16 protein-coding genes and 3 tRNA genes are annotated in these 17,294 nt (G+C 73.5%); 10 read left to right on the forward strand and 9 right to left on the reverse strand.

What is annotated here, in order from left to right; genetic code table 11:
• The first annotated feature begins 102 nt into the window (after positions 1-102).
• The 4 genes from JOD49_RS04875 to JOD49_RS04890 all read left to right on the forward strand — a co-directional run bounded on the left by JOD49_RS04875 (position 103) and on the right by JOD49_RS04890 (position 3,909).
• Positions 103-822, forward strand: a complete 720-nt coding sequence (locus tag JOD49_RS04875) for an IclR family transcriptional regulator (RefSeq protein ID WP_030150819.1) — start codon at positions 103-105, stop codon at positions 820-822.
• A gap of 245 nt (positions 823-1,067) precedes the next feature.
• Positions 1,068-1,235: a hypothetical protein gene (locus JOD49_RS04880; protein WP_205306206.1), complete on the forward strand. Its 168-nt coding sequence runs from the start codon at positions 1,068-1,070 to the stop codon at positions 1,233-1,235.
• A 7-nt stretch (positions 1,236-1,242) separates the two neighbouring features.
• The gene (locus JOD49_RS04885; RefSeq protein WP_205306207.1) at positions 1,243-2,322 is read left to right on the forward strand and encodes a PH domain-containing protein; all 1,080 of its coding nucleotides are present in this window, start codon (positions 1,243-1,245) and stop codon (positions 2,320-2,322) included.
• A gap of 120 nt (positions 2,323-2,442) precedes the next feature.
• Positions 2,443-3,909, forward strand: a complete 1,467-nt coding sequence (locus JOD49_RS04890) for a beta/alpha barrel domain-containing protein (RefSeq protein ID WP_307822393.1) — start codon at positions 2,443-2,445, stop codon at positions 3,907-3,909.
• A gap of 21 nt (positions 3,910-3,930) precedes the next feature.
• On the opposite strand, the gene JOD49_RS04895 is transcribed toward JOD49_RS04890, so the two are convergent.
• The 4 genes from JOD49_RS04895 to JOD49_RS04910 all read right to left on the reverse strand — a co-directional run bounded on the left by JOD49_RS04895 (position 3,931) and on the right by JOD49_RS04910 (position 4,757).
• Positions 3,931-4,206: a hypothetical protein gene (locus JOD49_RS04895; RefSeq protein ID WP_205306208.1), complete on the reverse strand. Its 276-nt coding sequence runs from the start codon at positions 4,204-4,206 to the stop codon at positions 3,931-3,933.
• Between the two features lie 158 nt (positions 4,207-4,364).
• Positions 4,365-4,440 (reverse strand) — tRNA-Glu (locus tag JOD49_RS04900).
• A 78-nt stretch (positions 4,441-4,518) separates the two neighbouring features.
• Positions 4,519-4,591: transfer RNA gene (locus JOD49_RS04905), tRNA-Glu, on the reverse strand.
• 94 nt (positions 4,592-4,685) lie between these two features.
• Positions 4,686-4,757, reverse strand: a tRNA-Gln gene (locus tag JOD49_RS04910).
• A gap of 254 nt (positions 4,758-5,011) precedes the next feature.
• Here JOD49_RS04910 and JOD49_RS04915 point away from each other — a divergent pair.
• Both JOD49_RS04915 and JOD49_RS04920 read left to right on the forward strand, forming a co-directional pair.
• Entirely contained in the window at positions 5,012-5,878 is an 867-nt protein-coding gene (locus JOD49_RS04915) for a class I SAM-dependent methyltransferase (RefSeq protein ID WP_307822394.1), read from the forward strand.
• Entirely contained in the window at positions 5,875-6,531 is a 657-nt protein-coding gene (locus JOD49_RS04920; protein ID WP_205306209.1) for a hypothetical protein, read from the forward strand. Before JOD49_RS04915 ends, JOD49_RS04920 begins: the two co-directional genes overlap by 4 nt.
• A 54-nt stretch (positions 6,532-6,585) precedes the next feature.
• On the opposite strand, the gene JOD49_RS04925 is transcribed toward JOD49_RS04920, so the two are convergent.
• Positions 6,586-7,788, reverse strand: coding sequence for a YeiH family protein (locus JOD49_RS04925; RefSeq protein ID WP_205306210.1), 1,203 nt, complete (start codon positions 7,786-7,788; stop codon positions 6,586-6,588).
• Positions 7,789-7,857: 69 nt separating this feature from the next.
• Here JOD49_RS04925 and JOD49_RS04930 point away from each other — a divergent pair, with 69 nt between their 5' ends.
• Positions 7,858-8,946, forward strand: a complete 1,089-nt coding sequence (locus JOD49_RS04930; RefSeq protein WP_205306211.1) for a LysR family transcriptional regulator — start codon at positions 7,858-7,860, stop codon at positions 8,944-8,946.
• 78 nt (positions 8,947-9,024) lie between these two features.
• Here the strand turns inward: JOD49_RS04930 and JOD49_RS04935 are convergent, their stop codons facing one another.
• Together JOD49_RS04935 and gltX are read right to left on the reverse strand one after the other, a co-directional pair.
• Positions 9,025-9,846 carry an HAD family hydrolase gene (locus JOD49_RS04935; protein WP_307822395.1) on the reverse strand — a complete coding sequence of 274 codons (822 nt, stop codon included), beginning with the start codon at positions 9,844-9,846 and terminating at the stop codon, positions 9,025-9,027.
• Positions 9,843-11,342, reverse strand: a complete 1,500-nt coding sequence (gltX, locus tag JOD49_RS04940; protein ID WP_205306212.1) for a glutamate--tRNA ligase — start codon at positions 11,340-11,342, stop codon at positions 9,843-9,845. Before gltX ends, JOD49_RS04935 begins: the two co-directional genes overlap by 4 nt.
• Positions 11,343-11,435: 93 nt before the next feature.
• Here gltX and glsA point away from each other — a divergent pair, with 93 nt between their 5' ends.
• A complete protein-coding gene (gene glsA / locus JOD49_RS04945; RefSeq protein WP_205306213.1) occupies positions 11,436-12,875 on the forward strand; it encodes a glutaminase A in 1,440 nt (479 codons plus the stop codon).
• Between the two features lie 86 nt (positions 12,876-12,961).
• On the opposite strand, the gene JOD49_RS04950 is transcribed toward glsA, so the two are convergent.
• Both JOD49_RS04950 and JOD49_RS04955 read right to left on the reverse strand, forming a co-directional pair.
• A complete protein-coding gene (locus JOD49_RS04950) occupies positions 12,962-13,741 on the reverse strand; it encodes a fumarylacetoacetate hydrolase family protein (protein WP_205306214.1) in 780 nt (259 codons plus the stop codon).
• Positions 13,742-13,856: 115 nt separating this feature from the next.
• Positions 13,857-14,666 carry a methyltransferase domain-containing protein gene (locus JOD49_RS04955; RefSeq protein ID WP_225228420.1) on the reverse strand — a complete coding sequence of 270 codons (810 nt, stop codon included), beginning with the start codon at positions 14,664-14,666 and terminating at the stop codon, positions 13,857-13,859.
• A gap of 239 nt (positions 14,667-14,905) precedes the next feature.
• On the opposite strand from JOD49_RS04955, the gene JOD49_RS04960 reads away from it, so the two are divergent.
• Both JOD49_RS04960 and JOD49_RS04965 read left to right on the forward strand, forming a co-directional pair.
• Complete coding sequence (locus tag JOD49_RS04960; RefSeq protein WP_307822396.1) at positions 14,906-16,231, forward strand: heparan-alpha-glucosaminide N-acetyltransferase domain-containing protein; 1,326 nt, start codon at positions 14,906-14,908, stop codon at positions 16,229-16,231.
• Positions 16,228-17,235, forward strand: coding sequence for an aldo/keto reductase (locus JOD49_RS04965; RefSeq protein ID WP_205306216.1), 1,008 nt, complete (start codon positions 16,228-16,230; stop codon positions 17,233-17,235). The genes JOD49_RS04960 and JOD49_RS04965 overlap by 4 nt, the downstream gene beginning before the upstream one ends.
• Positions 17,236-17,294: the final 59 nt, after the last annotated feature.

Consider the following 17,294-nt stretch of genomic DNA (forward strand, 5'->3'; position numbering starts at 1 on the left):
GGGGGTACATCTCGGTCCTGGGCCGGGGCGAATCTCCCGGTCCTTCGTCGACACGACACCCGCTGACTTGCATCTCACTGTGCGAGACGTCAATATCGACCTATGGACAATTCTAGCGGAGTCGGCGTGCTGGACAAGGCGGCGTCCGTTCTGGGCGCTCTGGAGTCCGGACCAGCCACTTTGGCCCAGCTCGTCACCGCCACCGGACTCGCTCGTCCGACGGCCCATCGCCTCGCGGTCGCCCTCGAGCACCACCGCATGGTGGCCCGCGACATGCAGGGCCGTTTCGTCCTCGGGCCGCGCCTGAACGAGCTCGCGACGGCAGCCGGCGAGGACCGCCTGCTCGCCGCCGCGAACCCCGTTCTGACGGCGCTGCGCGACCACACGGGCGAGAGCGCCCAGCTCTACCGACGCCAGGGTGATCATCGCATCTGCGTCGCCGCGGCCGAGCGTCCCGTCGGCCTGCGAGACTCGATCCCCGTGGGGGCGACGCTCACCATGGGCGCGGGCTCCGCGGCCCAGGTGCTGCTCGCGTGGGAGGAGCCGGACCGCCTGCACCGCGGCCTGCGCGAGGCAGTCTTCACGGCCACGATCCTCTCGGGTGTCCGACGGCGCGGCTGGGCCCAGTCCGTCTCGGAGCGCGAGCTCGGGGTCGCCTCGGTGTCGGCCCCCGTGCGCGGCCCGTCGGGGCGCATCGTCGCCGCCGTCTCGATCTCGGGACCGGTCGAGCGCCTCACGCGCCAGCCCGGCCGCCTGCACTCGGGCTCGGTCGTCGCCGCGGCCAACCGGCTGACCGAGGTCCTGCGCCGCGCGGGAGAGTGATCACCCACCGACGACCCTGAGTCCCCGAGACCTGGAGCCCGTGAGGGGCGGGTGCCGCGAGGCACCCGCCCCTCGCTGCGTCCCACCACCGGGCACCCGCCTTGTCATGACACGGGACCCACGACCGATTCGGGCGAAACGCTAGACTCGTCGTCGGCGCGCCTCCGACGGTGCTCCGTCCGCTCTGGTCACCATGGCGAGCAGAGCCGACAACCGCCCCCGATCGACGACGTGAGGACCACACGATGCCCGGCAAGGCCAAGACCATCCTGATGTGGGTCGTCATCGTCTTCCTGCTGTACGCGGTCGTCCAGAGCCCCGACCGCGCGGCGGACATCGTCCAGGCGATCTGGGACGTCATCCTGGGCGCCTTCGAGAGCTTCGGGCAGTTCGTCCAGTCGCTCATGAAGTAGGCGCACGGTGGCGCAGGACCTCCCCTCGCAGGCGTACGAGACCGCGCCGCGCCTGAGCGCGCGCCACCTGCGGCGCTACATCCTGCCCGGCGAGCGCGTGGTCCTGGCCACGCGCGCCCACTGGGGCAAGCTCGCCGAGCCCGTCGCCACGACGTTCGCCGCCTTCCTGCTCGCGGCCTGGCTCGTCAGCGTCCTGGCTCCGGCCGTAGGCGAGGGCTCGCTGCTGCTCTGGTGGGCGTGGGTGCTGGTCGCGCTCCGCCTGCTGTGGAAGGTGCTCGACTGGCGCAACGAGTGGTTCGTCGCGACCGACAAGCGCATGCTCCTGATGTTCGGGCTCGTGACCCACAAGGTCGCGATGATGCCCCTCGGCAAGGTCACCGACATGAGCTACAGCCGCTCGATCCTCGGGCGGATCCTCGGCTACGGCCAGTTCATCCTCGAGTCGGCCGGGCAGGACCAGGCCATGAGCCGGATCAACTGGGTCGCCAACCCGGACGTCACGTACCGCAGGCTGTGCGACACGATCTTCATCCCCGGCGGGCGTGGCGGGCCGTGGGGCCAGCAGCCGCAGGGGTCCACCCCTCACGGAGGCCCGACTCCCCCGCCCCCTGCGCGGCCCACGCCCCCCTCCTTCGGGGCACCCCCTCAGGCGCCGACCCCCGTCCCCGGTCGGTTGAGCTGGGCGCCGACGAGCGACGGTCCGGAGGGCGACCTCTCGGCCGCCGCGACCCAGCCCATCGCCGTGCGACCGGTGCAGGGGGGCCAGGGACACCTGTTCGTCGCTCCTCGCGGCAGCTCGCCCCGGCTGTCGGGGGCGGACCGGCCGGTCATGGCGCCTCCGCCGCCTCCGGCAAAGGAGACGTCCACGCCCGTCCCCGCGAGGCTGGACGTGCACGACGGCGAGACCGACGGCGAGTCGGACGGTCCGGCGTGGGAGGTCTCCGACGACGACCGCGGCACGTTCGTCCCCGTGACGGCGTGGGACCCGCGGACCGGGTGGCAGGCCACGGACCCCTGGGCCCGGCCCGAGAACCCCACGGGTCCGTCCACGACGACGGGGCCACCCGTCCCGCAGCCACCGGGCTGACGGGGGCCCGCAGCCCACGACGCCTCCACCACGTTCGGGTCCTTCGACCCTGTTCGCGGGTGCGCTCGCCAACCTACGGTGCAGTAACCACCCGCCACCAGGCCTGAGAAGGGTCCACCTGTGACCACGCTGTCCCTGCCCGTCCCCTCGTCCTTCCCGCCCCTGCCTCGTGTCATCCAGGGCGGGATGGGCATGGCGGTCTCTTCCTGGCGCCTCGCCTCGGCCGTCGCGCGCACCGGTCAGCTCGGCCTGGTCTCCGGCACCGCGCTGGACCTGGTCCTCGCACGCAGGCTGCAGAACGGCGACCGCGACGGTGCCGTGCGCAGGGCGCTCGACGCCTTCCCCGTGCCCCGCTTCGCCCAGCGGGTGCTCTCGCGCTACTTCCGTCCCGAAGGACGCGGCGAGGGTCAGCCCTACACGCCCGTCCCGCGGCTCGCCCTGCGACAGACCCGTCTGGCGCAGGAGCTCATGATCCTGGGCAGCTTCGTCGAGGTGTGGCTCGCCAAGGAGGGGCACGACGGGCCGGTGGGGATCAACTTCCTCGAGAAGATCCAGATGGCGGCCCCCGCGGCCGCCTACGGCTCGATGCTCGCCGGGGCCGACTACGTCGTGACGGGCGCGGGCATCCCGCGCGACATCCCCCACCTCCTGGACCAGCTCGCGGGGCACGAAGCCGTGCAGTTCCCCGTCACGGTCGTCGGTGGCGGTCGGCACACGGTCGACCTCGACCCCGACACGCTCCTCGGCCGGACGCCGCCACCCGTGGCCCGACCGACGTTCCTCGCCGTCGTCTCGGCGCACGCCCTGGCCGAGCACCTGGTGCGCGAGGACCGGACCCGGCCCGACGGGTTCGTGGTCGAAGGACCACCCGCAGGTGGGCACAACGCCCCTCCTCGCGGGCGCCTGACCCTCGACGACGTCGGGCAGCCGGTGTTCGGTCCCCGCGACCAGGCCGACCTGACGAAGGTCGCGGCGATCGGGTTGCCGTTCTGGCTGGCGGGGGCCCAGGGCACCCCGGAGGCGTTGGCGGCCGCGCGCGAGGCCGGGGCGACAGGGATCCAGGTCGGGACGCTCTTCGCCCTCTCGACCGACTCGGGGCTCGAGGCGTCCGTGCGCGAGGACGTGCTCGCGCGGCTGCGGGCCGGGACGCTCGACGTGCGCACCGAGGCGCTGACCTCGCCGACCGGCTTCCCGTTCAAGGTCGCCCAGCTTCCGGGGACGCTCTCGGACGCGGGCGTCGCGGCGGCGCGTCCGCGGCTGTGCGACCTGGGCTACCTCCGCACCCCGGTCGAGAAGGACGACGGCAAGGTCACCTATCGTTGCCCCGCCGAGCCGGCCCACATGTTCGAGCGCAAGGGCGGTCAGGCGGCCGACACGGACGGCCGACAGTGCTTGTGCAACTCGCTCGCGGCCGACGTCGGGCTCGGGCAGACGCGCGCGGACGGGTACGTCGAGCTGCCGCTGGTCACGCTCGGGGCGGACGTCGCGGGTGCGGCGCGCCTCGCGGAGCGGCACGACGGCGCCTGGTCGGCCGGCGACGTGCTCGACTGGCTCCTCGACGAGGAGGGGTCGGCACGACGGGCCTGACGTCCAGCCGGGGCGCCCGCCTCAGCCCGCGTCCGGGTCACGGCGGGACCTGACGCGCTGGAGCTGCGCCACGAGGTCCCAGTCCGCCGGGCGCGCCTCGGGGGCGGACCAGCGTGCGCCCGCGTCGACCCAGGCCTTGCGGGCGCGCAGGGCGGTGCGCCAGGAGACGTCCTCCACGCCGCTCTCGGACCCGCAGCAGTCGCAGATGGCGTAGAGAGGGATTCCCCCGTGCCAGTATTCCTCGGGGGCGGCCGGGTCGTACCAGCCGCACACCCTGCACGTCTCGTCGATGAGCATCGCAGGAACCTAGCATCTTGCCGGTGCCCGGCGAGCGGTCGACCGGCTCCCGGACCGTGCGCGCCGGCACGTACGTCCCTGCCGTGAGCACCAGCACGTGAGCACCCGCTCCAGAGACGACGAAAGCTCGATCATCTTCCGATGATCGAGCTCTGCGTTGGTACCCCCAACGGGATTTGAACCCGTGTTACCGCCGTGAGAGGGCGGCGTCCTAGGCCGCTAGACGATGGGGGCCAGGACCGCTCCCCCACTCCGAGGAGTGAGTGAGCGTCATCGAGGCCCGGTCATCTGACGATGGCCAGGCCTCGTACGTACCCCCAACGGGATTTGAACCCGTGTTACCGCCGTGAGAGGGCGGCGTCCTAGGCCGCTAGACGATGGGGGCCTAAGCTCGTCACCCCGAGGGGCGCCGTGCCGTTGAGAACTCTACTGCACGTTTCGTGTCGGTTTGACCGACTCGATGCGCTGCATGCTCTGCGCTGGGGTACCAGGACTCGAACCTAGAATGACGGTACCAGAAACCGTTGTGTTGCCAATTACACCATACCCCAAGGAGGTATCAGCGCCGCGCCCTCGTCCCGTTCCCGGGCCGCGGGTGAGCGCCTCACCGAGAGAAAACATTACCGGACACTTCCGGCCCCACCAAATCGCCCCTCCGGATCGGGGGGACCGAGGTGCCCGGCGCACGGCCGGGCGGCGTACGACCCGGTCGTGCACGAACCTGTCCCCAGGCCCCGGTCCCCCACGCCCCGGATGCGGGGCCCGTCCCGTCACCGCTGGGCACGCACCCGCCCGACGACGCATCGTGAGCACCCTGTGGACCTCGCCGCCCGGACGTGGCACCGTCGAGGACGTGAGCACCGACGACACCTCGACCCCCGACTCCCCGCACGCCTCGCACGCCCAGCGCGCGTCCTCGTTCGGCGCCGGAGCGGGCGAGTACCGCGCCGTCCGGCCGTCCTACCCGGACGCGGCGATCGACTGGCTGCTCCCTGCGGGCGCCCGGCACGTCCTCGACCTCGCGGCGGGTACCGGCAAGCTCACCGAACGCCTCGTGGCGCGCGGGCTCCACGTGACCGCCGTCGAGCCCTCCGAGGGCATGCGCGCCGAGCTGCAGGACGCCGTCCCAGGCGCCCACGTCCTGCCGGGGACGGCCGAGCGCATCCCGCTCGAGGACGGGAGCGTCGACGCGGTCCTGGTCGCCCAGGCGTGGCACTGGTTCGACCTCGCGGCGGCGGTCCCCGAGATCGCGCGCGTCCTGCGCCCGGGTGGACGCCTGGGCATCGTGTGGAACGTCCGTGACGACACGGTCGACTGGGTCGAGCGCTTCACGGAGATCATCCATCGGGGCGACACGCTCGAGCCTGTCCGTCGGAGCGTCGAGGTCGTCGGGACCGACGTCGCAGGCGGATCCTTCGCCCCGCTCGAGCACGAGACCTTCTCGTGGCTGGACCGCCTGCCGGCCGGGGCGTTGCGGACGCTCGCGTCCACACGCAGCCATCTCCTGACCCTGCCGGCGGACGAGCGCGACGAGCTGCTCGACGACGTCGACGAGCTCGTGGCCACGCACCCGGCCCTCGCCGGCCGGTCCGAGATCGACCTCCCGTACCGCGCCGAGTGCTGGCGTGCCGACCGCGTCCGCGGCACCGACGACGGCTCGGTCGACGCATGAGCGCCCAGCCGGAGGACGTCGCGACCACGCTGACTCCGGGGCCCGTCACTCCCGACGACGTGCGGACCGCGTCCCGCTGGCTCGCCGACGGCGTCGCACGGCACCCTGACGCGGCCTTCGACGCGCAGGCGGGCCCCGTGCGGTGGTCGTGCTGGGCGACCGCCGAGCACGTCGTCGACGACCTCCTGGCCTACGCGCTCCAGGTCGCGGGCCTCCCGCTGCTCGACTACCTGCCGCTGACGGGCCCCAAGGGTGAGGACGAGATCGCGCACGTCAAGCGCGAGGCGGGGCCCGCGGGTCTGGCCGAGGTCATCGTCGCGGGCGGCGAGCTGCTCGCCGCCCAGGTGTCGGCCAGACCGCCCACGGCCCGCGCGTACCACCCGTACGGGCTCTCGGACCCGGCGGGGTTCGCGGCCATGGGGGTCGTGGAGATCCTCGTGCACGGCCGGGACGTCTTCCTGGGGCTCACGGGCACGGTCCCGACGCTGCCGCAGGGACTCAGCGCCCGGGTGCTCGCGCGCCTCTTCCCCGACCTGCCGGCGGCCGCGCTCGACCTCCCCGCCGACGACGCCCTCGTGTGGGCAACGGGTCGCTGCGACCTGCCGGGCCTGCCGCGGCGGACCCGGTGGCGCTGGGACGCGACGGTGCGGTAGCCGTCGAGTCCGGGTCGGCTCGGGTCTGGTCGGCTCGGCTCCGCTCCGCTCGCCTCAGGTCAGCAGCAGCACGGCGACGAGCGAGGTCCCGGTCACGACCGCGGCCGACGCGGTGCCGAGCACGAGGGCGCGACGCCCCGTGCGGACCAGGTGTGCGGCATCGACGCCGAGCCCCATCGCGAACATCGCGGCGGTGAACAGCAGCGTGGTCACCATGGTCGTGACCTCGACGACCGACGCGGGCAGGATCCCCGTGCTCCGCACCAGCACGGCCACGAGGAACCCGACGACGAAGAGCGGCACGGGCGGCGTCCGGCGGGCGGCCGATGCCCCGGTGGCCCCCGCGGCGGTCTCGACGTCCGCGGGGCGCGCGACCCGCGCGCGCCGCGCCGTCAGCACCCCGGCGCCCGCCACGAGCGGCGCGAGCAGGACGACACGGGCCAGCTTGCTCACGGTCGCGGTCGCGAGCGCGGCGGCAGAGACGGCGCCGCCCGCGGTCACGACCTGCGCGACCTCCTGGACGCTCGCCCCGATCCACAGCCCGGCGCGGTCGTCAGCGAGGCCCAGCAGACCGGCGAGCCACGGCAGCACGAAGATCGCGAGCGACCCGAAGATCGTCACGAGGGCCAGCGCGGTCGCGACGGCGTCGTCGGCCTCGCGGCGCGACTCGTCGTCGTCGCCGCCCCCGACCACGCCCTGCATGGCCGAGATCGCGGCCGCGCCGCAGATCGAGAACCCGGTCGCGACGAGCAGCGACGTGACGCGTGGGACGCGCAGGACGCGCCCCAGGGCGAGCGTCGCACTGAAGGTCACGGCGACGGTGATCCCGACGACCGCGAGCCCTCGCCACCCGAGCGCGAGGACCTCGGGCAGCGAGAGCTGGAGCCCGAGCAGCACGACCCCGGCCCGCAGGACGCGCGTCGCGGTCCACCGCGTGCCGTCCTGGGTGCGGGACGTGAGAGCGGTGGCCCACCGCGCAGCCCCTGGCCGCCGCCCGACGGCGTCGCTCGCCCCGCCCGCGCGCCGCAGGCTCCCGAGCACCGAGCCGACGACGGCGCCCACCAGGAGCGAGAGCACGAGCGGTGAGAGCGGGACCACCTGCGCGAGCAGGTAGGCCAGGACGGTCGCGAGGGCACAGAGCACGAGCCCGGGGGCCGCGCGGTGGAGCCACGACGTGGGGCCCGTGCTCGGGGCGGGTCGGTCCGGCGTCCGTGTCGCGCCCGGGATGTGGGCTGCGGGGTCGTTCGTGGGGGTCATGCTTCCACTGTCGCGCGACCGGCCTCGCGCCAGAAGGCCCACTTCACGACCGAGCCATAGGATGAGGCTATGACCGAGCCCGAGAGGCGGACGCCCGCGAGCCCTGCTCCCCCACGTCGCGAGCGCACGTCGCTCGCGCTGCTCGAGCTGCTCGTCGCGACCGACCGTCACGGGTCCATCAGTGCCGCCGCCCGTGCGCTGGGGGTCTCGCAACCCAGCGCCTCGGCCGGCATGCGGCGCCTCGAGAGGCACCTGGACCTCGAGCTCGTGACCCGCTCGACGCGCGGCGCCCGCCTGACCGAGACCGGGCGCGCGGCCGCCACCTGGGCCCGCGAGGTCGTCGAGGCCTCGGACCGGTTCGAGACCTCGGCCGCAGCGCTGCGCGAGGCCCCCTCGGCCCGCATCCGGCTCGCGGCGAGCCTCACGATCGCCGAGTACCTCGCTCCTCGGTGGCTCGCGACGCTGGCGGCATCGGCATCGGCATCGACATCGGCAGCGACATCGGCGGCAGCGTCGACGGTGGCGGGAACCGCGCCGGGCGCGGCGGCTCCACCAGGATGGCCGGGCACGGCGGGCGGCCCGGCCGCCGCCGACGCCCTCGCCCCCGACGTCGAGCTGCTCGTGCGCAACTCGCGCAACGTCATGGAGCTCGTGCTCGCGGACCAGGCCGACCTCGGTTTCATCGAGAGCTCGACCCTGCAGCGGGGCCTGCGCAGCCGCACCCTCGCGCGCGACGAGCTGCTCGTCGTCGTCGCACCGACGCACCCGTGGGCGTCCCGGAGGCGACGCACGGCGACGGTCGACGAGCTGCTGGGCGGCGGCCTGGTCGTGCGCGAGCGCGGCTCAGGCACGCGCGAGACGCTCGAGAAGGCCCTGGTGGCGGCAGGCACCCGGCTCCCCGAGCACCTGCCCTACCTGGGCTCGACCGCGTCGCTCAAGACGGCCGTGCAGTACGGCGGGGCCGTCGCGGTGCTGTCCCGGCTGACGGTGGCCGACGACCTGGCTCGCGGCACGCTCGCCGAGATCCAGGTGCCCGGCCTCGACCTCTCGCGGCGGCTGCGCATGGTCTGGAAGGACGGCACCGAGCTCTCGGCGGCGGCCAGCCGCATCGCGGCGGTCGCGACGGCAGGCCACCGGTCACCGGTCACCACGAGATAGAGGGTTCTGGTCGAGGTAGAGGGCTGTTGCCCTCTACCTCGACCAGAACCCTCTACGTCGGCACGGGCCTGCGACCGGTCAGCGGACGGCGAGCACCAGGTCGCCGACCTCGTCGAGCGTCGCCACGACGTGCACCCCCGCGGCGCGAGCCGCGTCCGGGTCCTCCTCGGCCGGGCCGCCGCGCCGGGTCCCCGGCCGGTCGATCCACACGCCCGTCAGGCCTGCGGCGGCAGCCGCTCGGGCGTCGACGTCGAGCTCGTCGCCCACGTAGACCGTGCGGGCGGGGTCGGTACCCAGGCGCGCGCACGCCTCGACGAAGACCCGCGGGTCCGGCTTGCCGAACCCCAGGGTGTCGACGCCCACGAGCATCGGCACCTCGGACAGCCCCGACCGTGACAGCTTGTCCGTCTGGAGCGCGACGGCCGCGTTCGACAGGGCGCCCACCTTGACCCCTGCGGCGGCGAGCCGCTTCAGGACGGGAGCGGCGTCGTCGTGCGCGCGCCAGCTCTCCTCGAACGTGCCCCAGAAGACCGTCTTCCACGCCGCGTACCCGTCCTCGTCGAGGACCGCGCCGCCGAACGTCTCCTGCAGCTCGTTCGCGCGCAGCATGCGCTGACCGTCGAACGTCAGCTCGCCGCGCGTGTACGCCCGGTACCAGCCGTGCGGGTCGCTGCGCCAGAGCGCGAGGACCTCGCCGTACCGCTCGACCGGCAGGTGCGGCAGGTGCACCGCGCACACCGCGTCGATCGCGAGCGCGAAGGCGCCGCGGGTGTCGACGAGCGTGTCGTCGACGTCGAACAGGACCCCGTCGACACCGTCGACCGCACCGGGTGCCACGTCCCCCGCGAGGGGAGCGACGCCGTCGGGCAGTGCGGGCAGCGTGGGCTCAGGGGCGCTCACAGCGACGCGCGCAGCGCGCGCAGGCGTGCCAGGGTCGACTCCTTGCCGAGGATCTCCATCGACTCGAACAGCGGCGGCGACACGCGACGGCCCGTCACGGCCACGCGCAGCGGCGTGAACGCGAAGCGCGGCTTGATGCCCATCTCCTCGACCAGGACGGCCTTGAGGGCCTCCTGGATCGGGTCGGTCGAGAAGTCGTCGAGGGCGTCGAGCACACGGATCGCGGCGTCGAGCACGGCCGGGGCCTCCTCGCGCAGCGCGGCGCGCGCCTCGTCCTCGACGGGCACGGCGTCGTCGGCCACGAACAGGAAGCCCAGCATGCCCTTGGCCTCACCGAGCAGGACCATGCGCTCCTGCACGAGCGGGGCTCCCGCCGTGACGAGCGCCTGGTGCTCGGCCGAGAGGTCCGCGAACGAGTCCGCCGGGACGAACCCACCCTGGTGCAGGTACGGGACCAGGCGGTCGCGGAAGTCCTCGGGGGCCAGCATGCGCAGGTGCGTCGCGTTGATCGCCTCGGCCTTCTTCAGGTCGAAACGGGCCGGGTTCGGGTTGACGTCGGCGACGTCGAACGCCGCGACCATCTCCTCGACCGTGAAGATGTCGTTGTCCGCAGAGATGCTCCAGCCCAGCAGCGCGAGGTAGTTCAGCAGGCCCTCGGGCGTGAAGCCGCGCTCCTTGTGCAGGAACAGGTTGGACTCGGGGTCGCGCTTGGACAGCTTCTTGTTGCCCTCGCCCATGACGTACGGCAGGTGGCCGAACTCGGGCATGACCTGCGCGACGCCCAGCTCGAGCAGCGCGCGGTACAGCACGACCTGGCGCGGCGTCGAGGACAGCAGGTCCTCGCCGCGCAGCACGTGCGTGATGCCCATGAGCGCGTCGTCGACCGGGTTGACCAGCGTGTACAGGGGCTGGCCGTTGCCGCGCACGATCACGTAGTCCGGGACCGAGCCCGCACCGAACGAGATCTCGCCGCGCACCAGGTCCGTGAACGACACGTCGGTGTCGGGCATGCGCATGCGCAGCACGGGCTCGCGGCCCTCGGCGCGGAACGCGGCCTTCTGCTCGTCCGTCAGGGTGCGGTCGAACCCGTCGTAGCCCATGGCCTTGGGGCGACCGGCCGCGACGTTGCGCGCCTCGATCTCCTCGGGCGTCGAGAACGACTCGTACGCGTACCCGCCCTCGACGAGGCGGCGGATGACGTCCTGGTAGAGGTCACCGCGCTGCGACTGGCGGTAGGGCTCGTGCGGGCCGCCGACCTCGACGCCCTCGTCCCAGTCCATGCCGAGCCAGCGCAGCGCCTCGAGGAGCTGCTGGTAGCTCTCCTCGGAGTCGCGCGCGGCGTCCGTGTCCTCGATGCGGAAGACGAACGTGCCGCCGACGTGCCGGGCGTAGGCCCAGTTGAACAGCGCCGTGCGGATGAGGCCGACGTGCGGCGTGCCGGTGGGCGAGGGGCAGAAGCGGACGCGGACGGGCGAGGAACCAGGTGCAGGGATCACGTCCGACAGCCTATCGCCGCTCGGTCGGGCGGGCCGTGCGCGGGCCCACGGCCCACCGGGCACGGGGAGCGCGCGGGGCGCACAATCGCGTACATGGCAGGTTCTCCGCAGTCCCCGTCCGCAGCCCCGCGCGACCCCGGCGCCCCGGGGCGCCCCGCCCACCCGGGCAGCACGGGCGCGAGCGACCTCATCGCGGACGCGCTCGCGGCGGTGCACGAGGCGTTCCGCGACCTCGACGAGGGCACGGTCGCGACGTACATCCCCGAGCTCGCCACGGCCGACCGCGCGCTGTTCGGCGTGGCCCTCGCGGGCGTCACGGGCAGCATCTACACCGCAGGCGACGCCGACGTCCCGTTCACGATCCAGTCCCTGTCGAAGCCCTTCGTGTTCGCCCTGGCGCTCATGGACCGGGGGCTGGCCGAGGTGCTCGCGCACGTCGGCGCCGAGCCCAGCGGCGAGGGCTTCAGCTCGATCCGCCTCGACCCGGTCACGGGACGCCCACCGAACCCCATGGTCAACGCGGGGGCGATCGTCACGACGTCGCTCGTGCACGGTGCCACCGAGGAGGAGCGGTTCGCCCGCATCCTGCACGTCCTCGGCGCGTTCGCCGGGCACCCGCTCGAGGTCGACGGCCGCGTGTACGTCAGCGAGTCGGAGACGGGAGACCGCAACCGTGCGATCGCCTACCTCATGCACAGCACGGGCGCACTGGCCTCGGACGTCGAGGCCACGCTCGACACGTACTTCCGCCAGTGCTCGGTCCTGGTCACGGCCCGCGACCTCGCGGTCATGTCCGCGACGCTCGCCAACGGGGGCGTCAACCCGGTCACGGGCGAGCACGTGGTCGACGAGGTCGTGACGGAGTGGGTGCTCTCGGTCATGGCGACGAGCGGCATGTACGACTACGCGGGCGAGTGGCTCCTGCGAGCCGGGCTGCCCGCGAAGAGCGGCGTCTCGGGCGGGCTCGTCTCGGTGGGCGTGGGCCAGTTCGGCCTGGGTCTGTTCAGCCCGCCGCTCGACGCGCGCGGCAACAGCGTGCGCTCGGTCGCGGCCGCGCAGGAGATCTCGCGGCAGTTCGACCTGCACCTCATGCACCGCCCCGACCGCGACGTGCCCACGCTCTACCGCTCGACGCGCGCCGACCGCCTGCGCCACCTCGCGCACCGGACGCCCGCCCAGATCCTGCGGCTGCGGGAGGTGGGGTCGGCGATCTCGGTGCGCGCGGTCCAGGGCACGGTCGAGTTCGCGGCCGCGGAGACGATCCTGCGCTCGGTCGACGACCTGCCGTCACCGTTGCCGAGCGGCGAGCGATGGCTGATCCTCGACCTGCACCGCACGTCGCGAGTGGTCACGCTCGGGGCCCAGCTCCTGCGCGGTCTCGTGTCCCGGCTGCAGGGCCAAGGGGTGCACGTGGTCGTGGTGGACCCGTTCGAGCGTCGCCTGCTCGCGGGCGTGGACCACGAGTTCACGTCCTTCGAGCACGCACAGCGCTGGTGCGAGGACCGCCTCCTGGAGGCGGCCCGAGCCGTCTGAGGAGCCCCGACCGCGGGGGTGGAGCCGTGGGCCACGTCCCGCCAGGAACGGCGGCGCCGGCTCCCCCCACGACGGCTCGAGCGAGGTCAGCGGCGGACGACCGGGTTCGCGAGCACGCCCAGGCCCTCGACCTCGCACTCGACACGGTCGCCCGCGTCGATGCGGCCCACGCCCGCGGGCGTCCCCGTGAGGATGACGTCGCCGGGCAGGAGGGTGAACGCCTCGGAGATGTACGACACGAGGTAGGGGATGTCGAAGATCAGGTCGCGCGTACGACCGTCCTGGCGGGTCTCGCCGTTGACGCGCGAGGTCACCGCGAGGTCCTCGACGTCGAGGTCGGTGTCGATCCACGGACCCAGCGGGCACGCCGAGTCGAAGCCCTTCGCGCGAGCCCACTGGCCGTCGGTGCGCTGCGCGTCGCGCGCGGTCACGTCGTTGGCCACGGTGTACCCGAGGATGTAGGACGCCGCGTCCTCGGGGCGCACGTCCTTGGCGATGCGGCCGATCACGACCGCGAGCTCGGCCTCGTAGCTGGCCTCCTCGGTGAAGTCGGGCAGCACGATGGGGTCGTCCGGGCCCACGACCGAGGTGTTGGGCTTGAAGAAGATGAGCGGCGTCGTCGGGACGTCGTTGCCCAGCTCGGCCGCGTGGGCCGCGTAGTTGCGGCCGACCCCGACGACCTTGGAGCGCGGGATGACGGGCGCGAGGAGGCGCACGCCGTCCCCGAGCTCGATCCGCTCACCCGTCGGCAGGACGGGCATGTAGAGGGGGTCGCCGTTGAGGACGGCGAGGTAGGTCTTGCCCGCCTCCTCCTGCACGAGGGCGTAGCGGGGGTCTTCTCCGGTGGTGAATCTGGCGATGCGCACGGACCCAGCCTACCGACGCGAGAGGCCGCGGCCCCCGGGCTGGGGTCCGCGGCCTCCTCACGAGCCGTGCCGTCCGGTGCGTGACCGGTTGCACCACGGGTGCCCGACGGCGGCGCTAGGCCCGGGCGAGCACCTCGCCGTTGAGGACGGCGAACCATCCGGCGGGCTCCTCGGCCCAGCGCAGCCACTCCTGCGCGAGCTGTTCGAGCGCGACGTCGTCCGCGAGCGCCGACTCCTTGGCCTGGACGGCGAAGTTGGACGCGATGCAGCGCTCGGCCCACAGCCCGCCCCACCAGGCGCGGTCGGCGGGGGTCGAGTAGCACCAGACCCCTGCCGACGGCACGATCTGGGCGGGGTCGAAGCCTGCCTCCTGGACCCAGGCGAGGAGGCGTCGGCCCGCGTCGGCCTGGTAGCCGTAGGCGTGCGTGACCTCGTGGTAGAGCTCGTTCCACTCGGTGAGGCCCGCGGACTCGGGGTACCAGGTCATGGCGGCGTAGTCGGCGTCGCGCACCGCGACGATGCCGCCGGGCTTGGCGACGCGCTTCATCTCGCGCAGCGCGGCCAGCGGGTCGGACAGGTGCTGGAGGAGCTGGTGCGCGAACACGACGTCGAACGTGTCGTCGGCGAAGGGCAGCTCGTAGGCGTTGGCCTGCTGGAACGAGACGTTGCTCAGCCCGGAGCCGGCGGCGAGCTCGCGCGCGCTCTCGAGGACTGCGGCCGAGGCGTCGACGCCGATCACGGTGCCTCCCGGCACGTGGCGGGCCAGGTCGACCGTGAGGGTCGCGGGCCCGCAGCCGACGTCGAGGACCTGGTGGTCGCTGCGAAGGTGCGGCAGGAGGAAGCCTGCGGAGTTCTCCGCGGTGCGCCAGCGGTGCGAGCGCAGGACGGACTCGTGGTGGCCGTGGGTGTACGACTCGGACTCCATGCTGGGCGTGCTGCCCAGGGCCCCGGTGGGGGCGTCGGGCGCATGGGCGTCGGGCGTGGCGTCGGCGGTGACGTCCTGGTCCGGCGTGGGGGTGTGGGTCATGCTTGCACGGTAGAACGCTTCCACCCTTCCCACAGCCCCGTTCTCACATCATGGGCGGCAAAGGGTCGGGGTGCGGTTCGTCGCGCCTCGCGCGCGGCGTGCCGTGCCTGCGGCGATCACCCGGGACAATCACCTGCGTGACCACCGCCCCGGCCGCCCCTGCCCGCCCTGCCCCCGCGACGTCGTCGGGCGGGTTCTGGCGGCGCCATGCCGCCCTCCTGCTGCCCGCGGGAGACCGCGTGCCCGGCGTCGACCTGGCCCGGGGGCTCGCGATCCTGGGCATGTTCGCGGCGCACGTGGGCGTGACGTCGGACGACTTCTCGACGGGCGACGGCTGGCTCTCGCTGGTCCACGGTCGCTCGTCGATCCTGTTCGCGGTGATCGCTGGCGTCTCGCTCGCGCTCGTCTCGGGCCGGCGCACCCCCCTGTCGGGTGTCCCGGCGCTCCAGGCGCGCACGCGCATCCTGGTGCGGGCCGTGCTGCTGCTCGCGCTCGCGGGTCTGCTGGACCTGCTCGGCACCCCGGTCGCGCTGATCCTGGGCTTCTACGCGGCGTACTTCGTGCTCGCGCTGCCGTTCCTGCGGTGGGCGCCGCGGCGGCTGTTCGGGCTGGCGCTCGTGGTCGCGGTCGTGGGGCCGGTCCTCGTGCACTGGTTGCCCGAGATCCTGCTGCGGGCCGAGCTCTCGATCCCCTTCGACGGTTCGGGGGCGCTCACGGACTTCCTGCTCACGGGGCACTACCCGGCGCTCGTGTGGATGGCGTACGTGCTCGTGGGGCTCGGGGTGGGGCGGCTCGACCTGACGTCCCGACGGCTCCAGGAGCGGCTCGTCGGGCTCGGCGCGGGGCTGGCCCTGGGCGCGTACCTGCTCTCCGCGCTGTTCACGGGCACGACGCTGACCCAGGTCCTCGCCGGGTCCGGTCGGGCCGCGCTGATCCAGGAGCGGGCCATGGACGCGTCGGGCCTCTACCAGCTCGAGACGTTGCCGTGGACGGCCCCGCTGCCGACGTCGGACTACCTGTGGCTCGCGGGCCCGCACACCGACACGACGCTCGAGGTGCTGGGCTCGGGTGGTTTCGCGCTCGCCGTCCTGGGCCTGTGCCTGCTGCTCGGAGCCCGGCGCCCCGTCCTGCGGGTGCTGGCCCCGCTCGCGGCCGTGGGGTCCATGGCGCTGACCGTCTACTGCCTGCAGATCGTCGCGATCTGGGCCTGGGAGGACCCGCTCATGACGGGCACGGGCAACGGGGAGCTGCTGCTGCTCGTCGTGGCGAGCCTGGTGTTCGCGACCGTGTGGCGGTGGTGTCTCGGGCGCGGCCCGCTCGAACGGTTCGTGGGCTGGGTCGCAGGGCGTGCGGCGTCGGTCTCCTCGGGCGTCGCGGCGCCGGACGGCGCGTCGCCCGCGAGGCGAGACGCCGCCCCGACGGCGCAGCCCACCCCGGGCGGGGACGTACAGTCGGGCGCATGACGACGTCTTCACCCTCCGCCCCCGTCCGCCCAGAGGTCCGTCGCCTGGGTTCGTCCGGCCTCGCGGTGTCCGCGATCGGCCTGGGCTGCAACAACCTGGGGCGCCCGCGCACCGCGACCGAGTCCCTCGACGGTTCCCGCGCCCTGATCGACGCCGCGCTCGACGCGGGCATCACGTTCTTCGACGTCGCGGACGTCTACGGTGCGCAGCCCGGTCTGAGCGAGGAGCTGCTGGGCAAGGCGCTGGGCTCACGCCGCGACGACGTCGTGGTGGCCACGAAGTTCGGCATGCCCATGCACGGCGCGAACGGCGAGGACTTCCGGGCGCGCGGCTCGCGCCGCTACGTCGTCAAGGCGGTCGAGGCGTCGCTGCGGCGCCTCGGGACCGACTGGATCGACCTCTACCAGTTCCACACCCCGGACAAGCGCACCCCGGTCGAGGAGACGCTGTCCGCGCTCGACGACCTGGTCCGCGCGGGCAAGGTCCGCTACGTGGGGCACTCGAACCGTGCGGGGTGGCAGATCGCCGACGCCGAGTACCAGGCGCGCCTGAGCGGCACTGTCCGCTTCGTGTCGGCGCAGAACCAGTACAACCTGATCGACCGCGAGGCCGAACTCGAGGTCCTGCCCGCGGCGAAGGCCTACGGGCTGGGCGTGCTGCCGTTCTTCCCGCTCGCGAACGGCCTGCTGACGGGCAAGTACGCGGACGGCACGGGGCCCGACGACGGCCGCCTGGTCCACTCCAAGCCGCACCTGCTCGAGTCCGCGCCCTGGCACGCGCTCAAGGCGCTCCACACGTTCGCGCGCGAGCGCGGGGTGACCGAGGTCGAGGTCGCGTTCGGGTGGCTGCTCGCCCAGCCGCAGGTGTCGAGCGTCATCGCGGGCGCCACCCGGCCCGAGCAGGTCACCCAGAACGCCGCGGCCGGGGCCTGGGTCCCGACGGCCGCAGACCTCGCCGCCCTGGACGAGATCTTCCCGCCGGCACGCAAGGTCGCCCCGTTCTGACCTGACCGGACCTCGCCTGGCCTGGCCTGACCGGACCTCGCCTGGCCTGACCGGGCCTG

This window comes from Oerskovia jenensis (genome assembly GCF_016907235.1).
Lineage (GTDB): Bacteria > Actinomycetota > Actinomycetes > Actinomycetales > Cellulomonadaceae > Oerskovia > Oerskovia jenensis.

What these genes read in the sequence shown, in the direction of transcription:
- JOD49_RS04875 (WP_030150819.1), top strand. Translation starts at nt 103, where the DNA reads ATGGACAATTCTAGCGGAGTCGGCGTGCTGGACAAGGCGGCGTCCGTT.
- JOD49_RS04880 (WP_205306206.1), top strand. Translation starts at nt 1,068, where the DNA reads ATGCCCGGCAAGGCCAAGACCATCCTGATGTGGGTCGTCATCGTCTTC.
- JOD49_RS04895 (WP_205306208.1), bottom strand. Translation starts at nt 4,206, where the DNA reads ATGCTCATCGACGAGACGTGCAGGGTGTGCGGCTGGTACGACCCGGCC.
- JOD49_RS04920 (WP_205306209.1), top strand. Translation starts at nt 5,875, where the DNA reads ATGAGCGCCCAGCCGGAGGACGTCGCGACCACGCTGACTCCGGGGCCC.
- JOD49_RS04925 (WP_205306210.1), bottom strand. Translation starts at nt 7,788, where the DNA reads ATGACCCCCACGAACGACCCCGCAGCCCACATCCCGGGCGCGACACGG.
- JOD49_RS04930 (WP_205306211.1), top strand. Translation starts at nt 7,858, where the DNA reads ATGACCGAGCCCGAGAGGCGGACGCCCGCGAGCCCTGCTCCCCCACGT.
- glsA (WP_205306213.1), top strand. Translation starts at nt 11,436, where the DNA reads ATGGCAGGTTCTCCGCAGTCCCCGTCCGCAGCCCCGCGCGACCCCGGC.
- JOD49_RS04955 (WP_225228420.1), bottom strand. Translation starts at nt 14,666, where the DNA reads ATGGAGTCCGAGTCGTACACCCACGGCCACCACGAGTCCGTCCTGCGC.
- JOD49_RS04965 (WP_205306216.1), top strand. Translation starts at nt 16,228, where the DNA reads ATGACGACGTCTTCACCCTCCGCCCCCGTCCGCCCAGAGGTCCGTCGC.